Source organism: Seohaeicola saemankumensis (assembly GCF_042678485.1).
Taxonomy (GTDB): Bacteria; Pseudomonadota; Alphaproteobacteria; order Rhodobacterales; family Rhodobacteraceae; genus Seohaeicola; species Seohaeicola saemankumensis.
Genome location: NZ_JBHTKR010000002.1, coordinates 450283 through 465965, shown reverse-complemented (window position 1 = coordinate 465965; position 15683 = coordinate 450283). Strand labels below are relative to the sequence as shown.

Annotated in this window: 11 protein-coding genes; 3 read left to right on the top strand and 8 right to left on the bottom strand. The window is 64.3% G+C overall.

Annotated features, from left to right (window positions below):
- Positions 1 to 163 precede the first annotated feature (163 nt).
- Complete coding sequence (locus ACFQ3C_RS06045) at positions 164 to 1267, top strand: efflux RND transporter periplasmic adaptor subunit (RefSeq protein ID WP_380789600.1); 1104 nt, start codon at positions 164 to 166, stop codon at positions 1265 to 1267.
- The gene (locus ACFQ3C_RS06040) at positions 1264 to 4869 is read left to right on the top strand and encodes an efflux RND transporter permease subunit (protein ID WP_380789599.1); all 3606 of its coding nucleotides are present in this window, start codon (positions 1264 to 1266) and stop codon (positions 4867 to 4869) included. Before ACFQ3C_RS06045 ends, ACFQ3C_RS06040 begins: the two co-directional genes overlap by 4 nt.
- A gap of 117 nt (positions 4870 to 4986) precedes the next feature.
- Here ACFQ3C_RS06040 and ACFQ3C_RS06035 read toward each other — a convergent pair whose 3' ends face one another.
- From ACFQ3C_RS06035 to ACFQ3C_RS06025, 3 genes are all read right to left on the bottom strand, one after another.
- Positions 4987 to 6804 (bottom strand): ABCB family ABC transporter ATP-binding protein/permease, encoded by a 1818-nt coding sequence (locus tag ACFQ3C_RS06035; protein ID WP_380789598.1) that lies wholly within the window; start codon positions 6802 to 6804, stop codon positions 4987 to 4989.
- Between the two features lie 70 nt (positions 6805 to 6874).
- Complete coding sequence (locus tag ACFQ3C_RS06030; protein ID WP_380789597.1) at positions 6875 to 7951, bottom strand: DUF2855 family protein; 1077 nt, start codon at positions 7949 to 7951, stop codon at positions 6875 to 6877.
- A 92-nt stretch (positions 7952 to 8043) separates the two neighbouring features.
- A complete protein-coding gene (locus ACFQ3C_RS06025) occupies positions 8044 to 9540 on the bottom strand; it encodes a LysM peptidoglycan-binding domain-containing protein (protein ID WP_380789595.1) in 1497 nt (498 codons plus the stop codon).
- A 104-nt stretch (positions 9541 to 9644) separates the two neighbouring features.
- Between ACFQ3C_RS06025 and ACFQ3C_RS06020 the strand changes: the two genes are divergently transcribed.
- Positions 9645 to 10220, top strand: coding sequence for an LOG family protein (locus tag ACFQ3C_RS06020; protein WP_380789593.1), 576 nt, complete (start codon positions 9645 to 9647; stop codon positions 10218 to 10220).
- A gap of 227 nt (positions 10221 to 10447) precedes the next feature.
- Here ACFQ3C_RS06020 and ACFQ3C_RS06015 read toward each other — a convergent pair whose 3' ends face one another.
- The 5 genes from ACFQ3C_RS06015 to ACFQ3C_RS05995 all read right to left on the bottom strand — a co-directional run bounded on the left by ACFQ3C_RS06015 (position 10448) and on the right by ACFQ3C_RS05995 (position 15660).
- Positions 10448 to 10903 (bottom strand): host attachment family protein, encoded by a 456-nt coding sequence (locus tag ACFQ3C_RS06015; RefSeq protein ID WP_380789591.1) that lies wholly within the window; start codon positions 10901 to 10903, stop codon positions 10448 to 10450.
- Between the two features lie 150 nt (positions 10904 to 11053).
- A complete protein-coding gene (locus ACFQ3C_RS06010; RefSeq protein WP_380789590.1) occupies positions 11054 to 11653 on the bottom strand; it encodes a superoxide dismutase in 600 nt (199 codons plus the stop codon).
- A 92-nt stretch (positions 11654 to 11745) separates the two neighbouring features.
- Positions 11746 to 12330 carry a sarcosine oxidase subunit gamma gene (locus ACFQ3C_RS06005; RefSeq protein WP_380789589.1) on the bottom strand — a complete coding sequence of 195 codons (585 nt, stop codon included), beginning with the start codon at positions 12328 to 12330 and terminating at the stop codon, positions 11746 to 11748.
- Entirely contained in the window at positions 12323 to 15334 is a 3012-nt protein-coding gene (locus ACFQ3C_RS06000) for a sarcosine oxidase subunit alpha family protein (protein ID WP_380789587.1), read from the bottom strand. The genes ACFQ3C_RS06005 and ACFQ3C_RS06000 overlap by 8 nt, the downstream gene beginning before the upstream one ends.
- Entirely contained in the window at positions 15331 to 15660 is a 330-nt protein-coding gene (locus ACFQ3C_RS05995; protein ID WP_375570507.1) for a sarcosine oxidase subunit delta, read from the bottom strand. Before ACFQ3C_RS05995 ends, ACFQ3C_RS06000 begins: the two co-directional genes overlap by 4 nt.
- Positions 15661 to 15683 lie beyond the last annotated feature (23 nt).

Genomic DNA, 15683 nt, shown 5'->3' with positions numbered 1-15683 from the left:
GGGCCGGTCAACCCTGAGCGGAAAGCCCGCGCGCAGGTCCTTGCACGGCACCGCGGAAAAGTTTAATCTGAACTGATTAGTTCAGCGTATCAGCATGTAGTTCAACCATGCCTGCGCCAATTCCGGAACGATCCGGCTTAACGCTGCACCAAAAGGACACTTGATGCGCATTGTTTCGGTTATTGTCGCCGTCCTCGTGACTGCCTTCCTCTATGCTCTTGTCATGCATCGCGATGTGTTGCTGTCCATTGCAGGCAACGAACCGCCCGCCGAGGTTGCCGCCGTGCAGACCCGGGATACCGCCGCGCCCCCCCTTTCCGAGGCGGTGCGCGTCGTGGCGCTGGCCTCGACCGCGCGCCAGATCGAGGATGCAGTCATCCTGCGCGGCGAAACCCAGGCCATGCGCGAGGTTGAGCTGCGCGCGGAAACATCGGGGCGTGTCGTCTCGGATCCGTTGCGCCGCGGGTCCCGCGTGACCGCGGGCCAGGTGATCTGCAAGATCGACATCGGCACCCGCGAGGCCATGCTGGCCGAGGCAGAGGCGCGTCTTTCGGATGCACAGATCAACTTCGCGGCGGCCGACCGTCTGTCGCAGGACGGTTTTGCCTCATCGACCCGCGTCGCCACCACCGAGGCCAATCTGCGTAGCGCCGAAGCCGCCCTGGCCGCCGCTGCCAAGGAAATCGAACGCCTGACCATCACCGCCCCGTTCGACGGTATCCTGGAAAGCGACAGCGCCGAACTGGGCAGCCTTCTGCAGCCGGGCGGGCTTTGCGCCACGGTGATCCAGCTTGATCCGATCCGCGTGGTCGGCTTTGCCCCCGAAACCGAGGTGGGCAGGATCGAAACCGGCGTCATGGCCGGGGCGCGGCTGGCAACCGGACAGGAGGTCGTCGGCGTTGTGTCGTTCCTGTCACGCTCGGCCGATCCGATGACGCGCACCTTCCGCGTCGATATCGAAGTGGCCAACCCCGATCTGACGATCCGCGACGGGCAGACCGCCCAGATCGCCATCGCGGCCCCCGGCGCGCTGGCCCATCTGGTCCCGCAATCGGCCCTGACGCTGAATGACGATGGTGCGCTTGGCGTGCGGCTGGTGGATGCCGATAATACCGCGCGCTTCGCCCCGGTCCGCCTGCTGCGCGATACGGTCAATGGCGTCTGGGTCGAAGACCTGCCGGAGCAGGCCAACATCATCGTGACAGGTCAGGAATACGTCTCGGATGGCGTCCCTGTCGTCGCAACCTATCGCGAGGCCCAGCAATGATCGGTATGGTCGATTGGGCCGCGGCCCGCGCGCGCATGGTCATGGCCTTCATCCTGCTTTCGCTGGCCGTGGGCGGTTTCGCCTATGTCAGCCTGCCGAAGGAAGGCGAGCCGGACATCGAGATACCTGCGCTGTTCGTGTCTGTCCCCTTCCCCGGCATTTCCGCCGAAGACAGCGAGGCGCTGCTGGTCAAGCCGATGGAAACCGAACTGTCGGATCTTGACGGGCTGAAGAAGATCACCTCGACCGCGGCCGAGAATTACGCAGGCGTCGCACTGGAATTCGAATTCGGCTGGGACAAGACCAAGATCATGGCCGATGTCCGCGAAGCCATGAGCAACGCCGAAAGCAAGTTTCCCGCGGGCTTTGAAAAATATTCGATCAACGAAATCAATTTCTCGGAATTTCCGATCATCATCGTCAACCTGACCGGCAATGTGCCAGAGCGCACGATGGCCCGTATCGCCCGCGACCTGCAGGACGAGATCGAGGCGCTTGACGCGGTGATGGAGGCCGGTATCGCCGGCAACCGCGAGGAAATGGTCGAAGTGGTGATCGATCCGCTGCGCCTTGAATCCTATAACGTGACGGCGGGCGAATTGATCAGCGTCGTGCAGAACAACAACATGCTGATCGCCGCCGGCGAGGTGGAAACCGCGCAAGGCACGTTCAGCGTCAAGATCCCTTCGTCCTTCAGCGAGCCGCGCGATATCTACAACCTGCCGGTCAAGACCAATGGCACCCGAGTCGTGACCCTTGGCGATCTGGCCGAGATCCGCATGACCTTCGAGGATCGGCTGGGCACGGCCCGCTTCAACGGCGAACCGACCGTCGCGCTGCAGGTCGTCAAACGCAAGGGGTTCAATCTGATCGACACCGCCGCCGAAGTGCGCCGCGTGGTGGCCGCAGCGCAGGCCGGCTGGCCCGAAGACATGCGCGCGGCCGTCCATCTTGGCACCTCGAACGATCAAAGCCGCGTCGTGGGGTCGATGGTCAGCCAGCTTGAAGGCTCGGTGCTGACCGCCATTGCCCTTGTGATGATCGTCGTGCTGGCCAGCCTGGGGCCGCGCGCGGCGCTGCTGGTGGGTTTTGCGATCCCCACGTCTTTCCTGCTGTGTTTCGTTCTGCTGGCCATGATGGGCGTGACGATCTCGAACATCGTGATGTTCGGCCTGATCCTTGCCGTGGGCATGCTGGTGGATGGGGCCATCGTGGTGGTGGAATATGCCGACAAGCGCATCCAGGAAGGCTCTGGCCCCATGTCAGCCTATGTCGAGGCGGCCAAGCGCATGTTCTGGCCGATCATCAGCTCGACCGCGACGACGCTCTGCGCCTTTCTGCCGATGCTGTTCTGGCCCGGCGTGCCCGGTGAATTCATGGGCATGTTGCCGATCACGCTGATCTTCGTGCTGTCGGCCAGCCTGATCGTGGCCTTGATCTATCTGCCCGTCATGGGCGGCGTCACCGGCCGCATGAGCCGCACTTTCGGCCGCACATCTGACGCGTTGCGCCGCAGCTTGCCCTGGTGGGGGCGCGCGGCCCTTGTGCCGCCCGCGCTTTACATGGTGTTCCTTGGGGCGATGCAGTTGATCAACCCCGGCTACCTGTTCGGCGGCCAGCCGATCGGCAGCGGCATCATGGCGGCGCTGCCGGGCATGATCCTGTTCATTCTGGGCTGTTTCGCGGCGACCATCACGCTGGGCGCCGCCCGGATCGAACGCAAGCCGCGCCCCATCGTCGCCGGGCACCGGCGCACGCTTTTCGGGCATTTCATCCGCATCATCGCGGGCAACCCCGTCATGCCGCTGGTCACCATCGCTGCCGTCGGCCTTTTCGTCGTCACGGTCTTCTCGGTCTTTCAGCAGAACAGCAAAGGGGTGGAATTCTTCGTGGATTCCGAACCTGAACAGGCGATCGTCTATGTGCGCGCGCGAGGCAACCTGTCGCTGGCCGAAAAGGATGTACTGGTGCGCCAGGCCGAGGCGGTCGTGCTGGCCCATCCGGGTGTCGACAACGCCTTTGCCTTTGCCGGCGACGGCGGGCTGAATGCCAATACCGGCGGGGCGCAACCACCGCTCGACACGATCGGCCAGATCCAGCTTGAAACCATTCCCTGGGAGGACCGCCGCGACCGGCCCGATCTGGACGGCGACGTGGTGATCGCGGAACTGACCCGCGACATCTCGGCCATACCCGGCCTTCAGGTCGAGATCATCGCCCAGGCGCGCGGTCCGGCATCTGCCAAGCCCGTGCATCTGCGGCTGAAAGGCGACAATTGGGACGCGCTGCAGGAGGCCACGCGCCTGGCCCGCGCGACGTTCGAAACGACCGAGGGCCTGACCCTGATCGAAGACACGCTGCCCCTGCCCGGCATCGATTGGCAAATCGACGTCGACGTGGAAAAGGCCGGGCGCTTCGGGGCGGATGTGGCCACCGTGGGCGGTATGGTCCAATTGGTCACGCGCGGCATCCTGCTTGACACCATGCGTGTCGACACCTCGGACGAAGAGATCGAGATCCGCGTCCGCCTGCCCGAGGATGATCGCGTTCTGTCCACGCTGGACACGCTGAAGGTCCGCACCAGCGACGGGCTTGTGCCACTGGCCAATTTCATCACCCGCCAGCCGGTGCCGAAGCTGGCGCAGATCAAGCGTGTCGATGGCAAGCGCTATTTCGACATCAAGGCCGGCGTGGCCGAGGGTCTCAGCCTGCCCGTGACAGGGCCGGACGGCACCGTGACCGAGGTTCCCATCACGGCCACCGAACGGATCGAAACCCTGACCGCCTGGCTCGACTCAAACCCGCTGCCCGCGGGCGTGGAATGGGAATGGACGGGCGACCAGGAAGACCAGGCCGAATCCGGCGCCTTCCTGGCCAATGCCTTTGCCGGCGCGCTGGGGCTGATGTTCATCATCCTGCTGGCGCAGTTCAACTCGGTCTATAACGCGGTGCTGGTGCTGCTGGCAGTGGTGTTGTCGACGACGGGGGTTCTGATCGGGATGCTGGTGATGGATCAGACATTCTCGATCATCATGACCGGCACGGGTATCGTGGCGCTGGCGGGGATCGTGGTGAACAACAACATCATCCTGATCGACACCTATCAGGATTATTCCCGCTACATGCCCCGGATCGAGGCGATCATTCGCACCGCCGAAGACCGCATTCGTCCCGTGCTTCTGACCACGATCACGACGATGGCGGGCCTTGCGCCGATGATGTTCGGCCTCAGCCTTGATTTCATCAATGGCGGCTACACGATCGACAGCCCTACCGCGCTGTGGTGGAAGCAACTGGCCACGGCGGTTGTCTTCGGTCTGGGGCTTGCGACCATGCTGACGCTGGTCTTCACCCCGTCGCTGCTGGCGCTGAGGGTCTGGACAGGGACCTATGCGATGGCCCTGTCACGCATGCTGGCGATCCTGTCGATGGGGCGCGGCAGCCGCGCCGCGCGTGACTGGGCGCTGAACCGGGCGGCGCGCAAATTGAAATCGCCCGAGATCATCTGGGAAGACGAGCAGGAAAGCGCCGCCACCATCCTGCCTCGGCCTGCCTCGGATCCGCTGACCACACCCGATTCACCGCTGCGCGCGGCCGAGTGATCGTTCATGCGGGCTGATCCTGCATGAAAACGGCGCCGCAACAGACTGCGGCGCCGTTTCTTCTTGCTCTCAATATCCCCGCCGGAGGCATCGCGGCAAAGCCGCGATTGAGCCCCGTCACGCTGCCGCTTCGCGCTCGCTGGCCTGGCGCTGCCACAGGCCCCAGTAGCGCCCCTTGCGCGACAACAGGTCGGTATGGGTGCCTTCCTCGACGATGTGACCATCCTCCAGCACGATGATGCGATCCGCATCCGCCACGGTGGACAGCCGGTGCGCGATGGTCAGCACGGTGCGCCCCTCGGCCGCGCGGGCCAATGCACCCTGGATTTCCTGTTCGGTTTCGGTATCCAGCGCCGATGTCGCCTCGTCCAGCAGCAGGATCGGCGGGTTCTTCAGCAATGTGCGGGCAATGCCCACGCGCTGCTTCTCGCCGCCTGACAGTTTCAGCCCGCGTTCGCCCACCTGCGTGTCATAGCCATCGGGCAGGCGCTGGATGAAGTCATGGATCTGCGCATCCCGCGCGGCCTGCACGATCTCGGCCTCGGTCGCGCCGTCGCGGCCATAGGCGATATTGTAGCGGATCGTATCGTTGAACAGCACCGTATCCTGCGGCACCACGCCGATCGCATCATGCAGGCTGACCTGGGTCACGTCGCGCAGGTCCTGACCGTCGATCAGAACCGCGCCACTGTTCACATCGTAAAAGCGGAACAGCAGCCGCCCGATGGTGGACTTGCCGGACCCCGAGGAGCCGACGATCGCCACGGTTTCACCTGCGGCGACCTTCAGGCTGACGCCTTTCAGGATCATGCGTTCGGGGTCATATCCGAAATGAACGTCCCGCAACTCGACCTCGCCGCCTTGCACATTAAGAACATTTGCACCCGGTTTGTCGGAAACTTCGGCGGGCTGCTCTAACAAATCGAACATTTCACCCATATCGACCAGGGATTGACGGATCTCGCGGTAGACCGTGCCCAGGAAGTTCAGCGGCATGGTGATCTGGATCATGTAGGCATTGACCATGACGAAATCGCCCACCGTCAGAAGGCCGCGCTCCACACCTATCGCGGCCATGACCATCACGACGACCAGCCCCGCGGTGATCAGGAAGGCCTGGCCGAAATTCAGGAAGGCCAGCGAATAGGCTGTCTTGAGGGCGGCGCTTTCGTAACGCTCCATCGCGCGGTCATAGCGGCGCGCCTCGCGCGCCTCGGCCCCGAAATACTTGACCGTCTCGAAGTTCAGCAGGCTGTCGATGGCCTTCTGGTTGGCGTCGGTGTCCTGGTCATTCATCTCGCGGCGCAGCTTCACGCGCCATTCGGTGACGGCGAAGGTGAACCAGACATAGACCGCGATGGTCAGCACGATCACCGCCAGGTACCAGACGTCGAACAGGAAAAACAGGATACCGGCGATCATCAGCAGTTCCAGAACCAGCGGCCCGATCGAGAACAGCAGGAAGCGCAGCAGGAAATCGACACCTTTCACGCCGCGCTCGATGATCCGGCTCAGCCCCCCGGTCTTGCGCGTCAGGTGATAGCGCATGGACAGGCGGTGGATATGGGTGAAGGTTTCCAGCGCCAGCGCGCGCAGCGCGCGCTGGCCCACGGCGGCAAAGACCGCATCGCGCAACTGCTGGAACCCGTTCGACAACAGCCGCGCCATGCCATAGGCCACGGTCAGGCCAACCGCGCCCAGCATCAGGGGCGACACACCTTCACCGGCCAGCGCATCCACCGCCTGCTTGTACAGGATCGGCGTGACCACGGCGATGATCTTGCCCACCACCAGGGCCAGAAGCGCCAGCACCACGCGGCGCTTCACCCAGGGCTGATCCTCGGGCCACAGATAGGGCGAGACGCGCCGTATCGTGCGCCAGCCGGATCGGCGTTCGGCGCTTGCCTCTTCAGATGTGGGTGTGGTCGGTCGCATGTGTCGGGCCTTTCGTCAGGGCTTCACAGATAGGCCGCTTTTTCGGGGAAGGCCAGAGCACCGCGCCGCGTCACAACACCAGCACATGCCCTTCACGCGCGGGGGTGCACCCGGCCGCCAGATCGGCCCAGAGGGCGGGCGCGGATGCGATCCCGCGATGCGCGACCACCTCAAGCCAGTTGCCCGCATCGGCCGCGATCCGCTTCCATGCGGCGGTAATTCGCGCCTCGATCACGCCGGGGCCCCATTCGCTGCGGCGCTTTGCGATCTGAGCGGGGGCAAAGAAGAATTGCGGCTTTGGGCCCGCAAGATTGCGGGGCGGCGCGAAACGGTCCCAGTGGCTGGTGCCAACGGCGGCCGAGTGGCGCAGATGGTCAGCCAGATGCCCATGCAGCGCCGCCTTCACCCCGGCATTGCCAGCCATGTCGACGTAGACGCTGGACACCTGGGGCAAGGCGTCGATCTGATCATAGGTCAGAACCAGGTCACAGGCGCCCAGCCCCTCGACGAAGCCGCGATTGGCGGCCCCTGTCAGTCCGACGATCCGGTAGGGCCTGTCGGCAGGCTCGGCCAGGAACTTGCACAGGCCCAGCCCCGTCTTGGACGAGGCGCTACCCACGATGATCTGTTCCGCCCCGAACCAGTCGTTGTCGGCCAGCCAGTCGAACAGCAGATAGGATGTGGCCAGCAAGGGCTGCAACAGGCTGCGCAAGTGATCGTCATGCGCGGTGCCTGGCTTGACCGCCACATAGGTGTTGTAGACCAGGGCAAGACCGGCGCGATGCGCGCTCTGGTCGATGAAAACGCCCGTGCCGGACTGTTCCGGGCGGATCACCAGCGTCTCGGCCATCGGCAGGTAGCCATAGACGCGCGTTCCCGCGTCCAGCCCTGCGGCCCGGCTTTCGGTGACATGGGCCGTGCCCCAGACCGGCACGATGCCGTGCCCCTCTTGCCCGCTGGGAAAGAACCGCCAGTAATCCAGCGCAAAGCCGGTGGCGGCGTAGGTGACGTTATTCACGGTCAACGCGAAGCTTTCGATCTGCAAGCGCGCTTCACCGGGCGTCAGCAGCCTGCTGGCGGCCGGATCCTCGGCCAGCCGCGCCTTGGTGATGTCCTGTTGATCGACCAGTATCCGTTGCCTCTGCATCTGCCGCCCTCCCCGCGCCCAAGATCACGTGGGCCAGTATGCGCGACGGGCGCCGTCTGCACAGCCCTGCCGTGCGATGACGATACGTCAGCCTATTCGGGAATGGTAAAGACCTGGCCCGGATAGATCAGGTCCGGATCGCGGATACGCTCTCGGTTCGCCTCGAACAGGCGGACGAACAGAAGCCCCTCGCCGTAGCTTTCGCGCGCGATCGCCCAAAGGGTATTGCCCGGCTGCACGGTGACCACACGGACAGCAGGGGCTGTCGTGCTGTCGGCAGGCTGGGGTGTCCCGGATGCGACAGCGGCAGTCTCGGTCTGGGCGGCCACGCCGGTGTCGGACCCGGCCGCCGCTGTTGCGGGGCTTCCGGCGGCGGCGATTGCGGCCACCTCGTCACGATCCTCGCGCTTGAATGGCGTTTCGATCCGCGCCAGCACACGACCAGCGGCGTCGACCTCATCAAGGCGCAGCGTGTAGATGCCGGGCGCGACACCCGGCAGGCCCGTGCTCCAGACACCGTCGGCGGTGACAGGGGCAGAGGTGATCACGGCATTGTCCAGATAGACAAGGATTGTCGCCTCGGGGCGGCCACGCCCTTGCAACAGCACATCGCCAGCGGCCGTGTAGCTGATCACGTCAATGGCAAGACCGGCGCCGCCCGACGATGGATCCACGGGTGTGGCCGGTTGCAGAACGCGCACACCATTGCCATCGGCCAGCAACAACGCGGGCGCCGCGGCGCCCGGTTGCGCCGATGATGCCGCTGGCGCTGACGCGCCCGCGTCGGCCGTTGGGGTTCCTGCGGCCCCTGACGCGGCAGCAACGGCGGTGGATGCAACGCCCGCGACGGGCGCGATGATGACCTGCTGCTCGGACAGGATCCTGTCCGCGCCCTGACCGACGGCAAGCGTCATGATACGGGGCGCATCCGAGGTTTGCAGGCTGAGAAAGGCCGCAAAGGCGCCATCCCCCCCGACCATCGCATGGCCCACGACAACGCCATCCAGCAGGATGTCCACGGTGTCCCCCGGCGCGGCACGCCCGGCGACAAGGGCTTCCCCATCCGGGGCAAGGCGCACGGTATCGAAACTTGGCATCCTCAGCACGGGGCTTTCGGGCAAGGGCGTCAGGGCAGCCGTGCCGGACGCGGTTGTTTCGGCCGCGGTTGTTGCGGGGTCTGTCGTGTCGGCGGCGGCGGCGTCGCTGGCCGTGGTGTCTGTAGCCCCCGTTTCGGGGGCCGTGGTCGCCGAAACGGCCGTATCGGCCGGCGCTTCCGCAGGGGCCTGCGTGGTCGCGGGGGCTTCGGTGGTCGCCGCTGCGGTGGTTGCGGGTTCAGCTTCCGGGGCGGCCTCTGTCACGGGTTCCGGCGCGGGTTCCGGCGCGGTCGCCGGCGCCTCGGGTGCGGTCGCGGTCACCGGTGCGGTCGCTGGCTGGTCCTGTCCGCTCTGCCCGGTTTGCCCGCTCTGCGGCACCTCTGGCTGGAAAAGGCTTCCGCTGAACACAAGACCCATGACCACCAGCACCAGGGCCACAACACCACCTGCCACGGCACGCCCTTTGCCGCCCGACATCCACGACTGATTAATCATATGTTCCCTTCCGGTCCGCCGTTTTCCACGCTCGGCAGTTGAGCGAGATTATCAACAAGGCTATCACGGGTCAAAAGCACCTTTTCAGAAAAACGGGAAGTTTCATGTCGCATCAGCCGAAAGGTTTCGCCGTCTGCGTCTATTGTGGCGCACGTCCCGGCAATGACCCGCTTTACATGGCGCAGGCGACCGCGCTGGGGCAGACACTTGCCGCCGAGGGCTGGCAACTGGTCTATGGTGCCGGCGACGTAGGCCTGATGGGGGCCGTGGCACGGGCCGCGCAGGCGGCGGGCGGGGATACGCTGGGCGTGATCCCGGTGCACCTGCTGAAGATGGAGGTCGGCAAGACCGACCTGACCCGTTTCGTCGTGACCGAAACCATGCATGAGCGCAAGAAGGTCATGTACATGAATTCCGATGCGATCGTCGTGCTGCCCGGCGGGGCAGGATCGCTGGACGAGTTCTTCGAAGTGCTGACATGGCGCCAGTTGGGTCTGCACGCCAAGCCGATATTCCTGTTGAACGTGAATGGCTACTGGTCGCCCCTGGTGGATCTGATCGCGCATGTGATCGCCCAGGGTTTTGCCGATCCGTCGCTGGCCGGGTTCATCACGGTCATCGATGACGTGGACGCGCTGACCCGCGCCCTGCAGGCCGCCCAGTCCAGAGCGACCGGGTGAAGTATCAGCAGCACCAAGGCATTGCAGCGCGGGGCTGACGTGGTGAATCACCCCCGTACTGCCCATGCGCCGCCATATGCCACCATGTACCGACACAGAAGAACAGCACTGTCAGCCCAGCACCCCAGAGGCAAAAAAGCGTTTGTTCACAGACCAATAAGCTGCGACGCTGACATGCAGGATTAATCCGACCCGGGGCGCAACACCCTGGCGCGGGCATGCCTGGGCTACATCGCCTCAAGATCCTCGATGACGATCTTCTGAAGCTCGGGCAGCGGGTGGCGCGTCAATGTCTTGGGGATTTCAGCGACCACGGTCTTCAGCACGGCCTCATCCAGATGCTCGCGCAACTCGCCCAGGCTGCGTGGCGGGGCTACGATCACCATCCGGCCGATATGCCCGCGCCCGACCATGCGTGACAGCATGGCCGACATTTCGGCCGCGAAACGATCCTTGGCCAGTTGGTGCCAATCGGCCTCTTCCATCGCGGAACGTTGTCCCTGGCTGGCGTCAGGGCGACGTCCGGGCCGGTCCGAGACCTGTTCGCCCTGACGCGGGTTGTCCTGTTCCTCGATCCGCATCACCGACAGCTTGGGTTGAACCGCGCCACCTTCGTTGCACAGGAACAGCGCCTTTTCACCATCGGCCACCAGCACCCAGGTGTCTTTTTCAAGTCTTATCATTTGCGTTCTCCAGAATCATCTTGATCCGGCCCTTGGGGGGCCAGGCAGTTCTGAACGCGCGTTGCCGGAATCATATAGTATTTCCGGAATAAAAAAACCCCGCGCAGATCAGCGCGGGGTTCCGTTTTGGCGGCAGCAGCCGGACCGGGATCAGAGGCGCGAGGCCACGTTTTCCCAGTTCACCAGGTTATCCAGGAAATTGGTCAGATAGGCCGGACGCTTGTTGCGGAAATCGATGTAGTAGGAATGTTCCCACACGTCGCAGCCCAGAAGTGCTGTCTGACCGAAGCACAGCGGGTTCACGCCGTTTTCGGTCTTGGTGACCTTCAGCGACCCGTCCTTGTCCTTGACCAGCCAGCACCAGCCCGAGCCGAACTGCCCGGCGCCCGCAGCGGCGAAATCTTCCTTGAACTTGGCGACCGAACCGAAGCTTTCGGTGATGGCCTTTTCCAGTTCGGACGGCATCGCCCCCTTGCCGGGGCCCATCATTTCCCAGAACTGGACATGGTTCCAATGCTGCGAGGCGTTGTTGAAGATCCCGTTTTGGGCCACGGCGCCTGCCTGATAGGTGCCGGTGATGATGTCTTCCAGCGATTTGCCTTCCCATTCGGTGCCGGCGATCAGCTTGTTGCCGTTATCCACATAGGCCTTGTGGTGAATATCGTGGTGATATTCGAAGGTTTCAGCGGACATGCCATGTGCGGCCAGCGCATCATGGGCATAGGGAAGATCAGGAAGTTCAAAAGCCATTGGTCGGCCCCCCTTTGTTGCAGTTGTCTCTCGGGCCTAGATGGTAGGCTTGGGGCGGCAAGGTCAACCCCCGCCCTGCCCCGGCAGCCTTATCAGCCGAAATAATCGACCGATGCAGCGGGGTCGGCGGCGGCGCTCAGCAGGTCGAAGACATATTGCGCGACCGAGCGGAAACAGACCACGTCGATCCGGCCGGCCTCGGGCATCCAGAAGGCGCCCGCGACCTGCGCCAGCCGCGTGCGGCGAAAATCGCCGGGGCCGAACTGCGCCGGATGCAGATCCACCGGCGCCAGTTTTGCCAGCACCTCGCGCACCCGCGCATCCGGGCCGCTGACCGTGATCAGCGCCCGCGCGTCGGACACATCCGCAACCAGGTGATGCGTGCCCTCCAGCGCCGCCGACAGGCTGGCGCAGACCGTGGCCACCTGGCCGTAGGGCAGGATCAGCAACAGCTCGTCCGGTGACATCCAGGCCGCCTGCGCCTGACCCGAACCCTTGGCGGGTTGAACCCGGCGGGTGGCGGGAATGGTCAGGCCCGACACCTTGTCCAGTGCCTTGGCCATTGCCGGCGCGGCTAGATCGCCGCGCAGCGTGATCATGCCGGTCGGACCGCGATCCTGCAGCGTCACCAGACCTTCGAAACTGGCCCCGTTCAGGGCGCTGACCGGTTCAGACATTCTGCTTCACTCCGTCCTTGTCGTAAAAGACCTGATCGACGATCCTGGCCTTCACCTCGGTCCCGTCGGTCTTGCCGAAGGTGATCACCTCGCCCATGCGGGCGGGGCCGTTCAGCACCAGGCCCATGGCGATGCCGCGTTCCAGCGTCGGCGAATGATAGGTCGAGGTGACGCGCCCTTCGGTGTTGCGCTGACCGTTGGCATTGGTGCCATCCGCCACCGCATAGGCGCCATCAGGCAGTGTGCTGCCATCCAGTGTCTCCAGCCCCACCAGTTGCCAGCGGTTCGGGTTGACCATATGGCTGCGCTCTTGTCCGCGCTTGCCGATATAATCCTCTTTCTTCTTCGAGATCGCCCAACCCAGCCCCAGGTCCTGCGGAATGATGGTGCCATCGGTTTCGTCCCCGATCATGATGAAGCCCTTTTCGGCCCGCATCACATGCAGCGCCTCGGTGCCATAGGGCATGACGCCGAATTCGGCCCCTTCCTGCATCAGGCGGTTCCAGAACGCCCGGCCATGGCTGGCGGGCACCGCGATTTCATAGCTCAACTCGCCCGAGAAGGAGATGCGGAAGACCCGCGCCGGCACATCGCCCAGCGTGCCCTCGGCCCATTGCATGAAGGGCAGCGTGTCCTTGGACACATCCATCCCGCCCAGCTTTTCCAGCACCTTGCGGGCATTGGGGCCGACCACGGCGAATTGCGCCCAGGCTTCGGTCACGTTGGCGACATAGACCTTCCAGTCCCACCATTCGGTCTGCAGCCATTCCTCCATATGGGCGTGGATACGATCCGCGCCCCCGGTGGTGGTATGGCACAGCCAGGTGTCCTCGGACATGCGCGCCACAACGCCATCATCCATCAGGAACCCGTTTTCCGAACACATGAGGCCATAGCGGCATTTGCCCACCGGCAGCGTGCTCATCATGTTGGTATAGAGCATGTCCAGGAAACGGCCCGCATCGGGGCCCTTGACCACCAGCTTGCCCAGGGTCGAGGCATCCAGCAGCCCAAGGCTGGCGCGCGTCTGCTTGACCTCGCGGCTGACCGCGTCGAAGTGGCTTTCGCCGGTGCGCGGATAGCAATAGGGGCGGCGCCAGTGGCCGACGGGTTCCCAATAGGCGCCCTGTGCCGCGTGCCAGTCATGCAAGGGCGTGCAGCGCAGCGGCTGGAAGATATCGCCGCGCGCCTCGCCCGCGATCGCGCCCATGCTGATGGGCGTATAGGGCGGGCGGAAGGTCGTGGTGCCAACGCTGGGGATATCGGTGTTCAGCGATTTGGCAAGCGTCGCCAGGCCGTTGATATTGCTCAGCTTGCCCTGATCCGTCGCCATGCCCAGCGTGGTATAGCGCTTTGCGTGTTCAACCGAGGTGAAGCCTTCCTGTGCCGCCAGTTGCACGTCAGAGACTTTCACATCGTTCTGGAAATCCAGCCAGGCCTTGGACCGCAACCCATAAGACGCACCCTGCGGCATCATCCAGACCGGCGCGATGGGCGCTTCGATCTGCTGCTCGGCCACGGGGGCCTTGCCTGTCATGGGCTTGTGGCCAGCGGCCTGCGCTGCGGCGCGGCCTGCCAGATCGCCATCGGCCAGGGCCAGCGCCAGATCAAGCGCGCCATTTGCGGCACCTGCCGCGATGACCATCGGCTGTCCATCCGCACCCGTGGGCGCACGATCGGGATCGGGACGGAACATCGCCTGATCCGCATCCCAGATCAGCTTGCCTCCGCAATGGGACCACAGGTGCACGACAGGCGACCAACCGCCCGACATGGCGACCGCATCGCAGGCCACCACGTCCAGCACGCCGCCTTCGCCCGCCTGCGAACATATTGCGACGCCCGTGACACGCTTGCCGCCTTTGACCTTTGCGATGGCCTTGCCGTTCTCGACACGGATGCCAAGGGCGCGGGCCTGATCGGCCAGCGCACCGCCCCCGGACGCGCGGGCATCCAGGATCACCGGCACGGCCAGTCCCAGGCCCCTGAGCGTGATTGCCGTGCGATAGGCATCGTCGTTATTGGTGGCGATCACCACACGGTCACCGACCGATACACCCCAGTTCACCGCATAGTCGCGCAGGGCCGAGGCCAGCATGACGCCGGGAATATCGTTGCCCGCAAAGGACAACGGACGCTCGATCGCGCCGGTCGCGGTCACGATCTGCTTCGTGCGGATCTTCCACAGCCGGTGACGGGGACCATCCTGCGTGGGCGCATGGTCGCCCAGGCGCTCATAACCCAGCACATAGCCATGGTCATAGACCCCTGCCCCCATGCAGCGCAGACGCAGGGTCACATTGCTCATTGTTTCCAATTCGGAAACGGCGGTTGCGATCCAGGCATCAATCGGCTGACCATCCACGGTGCCGCCATCGACCGGCGCGCGGCCGCCCCAATGGGCGGTCTGTTCCAGCAGCAGCACACGCGCGCCGGACCGGCCTGTGGCCAAGGCCGCCTGAAGCCCCGCGACACCGCCGCCGATCACCAGCACATCGACAGTCGCGTTGAAATGCTCGTAGCGGTCCGCATCGCCTTGGGTCGGCGCCTTGCCCAGGCCTGCCGACATGCGGATGAAAGGCTCGTAGACATGTTTCCAGAAGGCGCGCGGATAAAGGAACATCTTGTAATAGAAACCCGCCGGCAGGAACCGGCTGAGATAGGTGTTCACCGCACCGATATCGTAATCAAGGCTGGGCCAGTGGTTCTGGCTTTCGGCCTGCAACCCGTCGAACAGCTCGGTCGTGGTGACGCGCTGGTTCGGCTCGAACCGCGCGCCCTTGCCCAGACCGACCAGCGCATTGGGTTCCTCGGCGCCCGAGGCGACAACGCCGCGCGGCCGGTGATACTTGAACGACCGGCCCATCAGCATCTGGTCATTGGCCAGCAGGGCCGAGGCCAGCGTGTCGCCCTCGAACCCCTTGAGATACTTGCCGTTGAAACGGAATGTGACCTGCTTGCCCCGGTTCAGAAGGCGGCCACCTGTTGCAAGACGCGTGCTCATTGAAACTCTCTCCATGACCAGCCGGGGCGTTTGGCGCTGATCTTGTCCTTGATGTCCTGGGGCAATTCGGTGGTCTGGGCCTTGTAGGTGCCGAACACCTCCAGCGTCATGGTGCAGCGGGCCGCGTGGAACCACTTGCCGCAGCCATAGCTGTGCCGCCAGCGTTCGAAATGCACGCCCTTGGGGTTTTCGCGCATGAAGAGATAATTCTCGAAAGCCTCATCGCCCGAGCCCGGCCCGAAGCGTTTCAGATGCGCCTCGCCACCGGCGCTCAGTTCCGTCTCATCGGCTTGCACGCCGCAATAGGGGCATTGAAGGGTCAGCATGTCACGCCTCCGGTTTCGGGTCG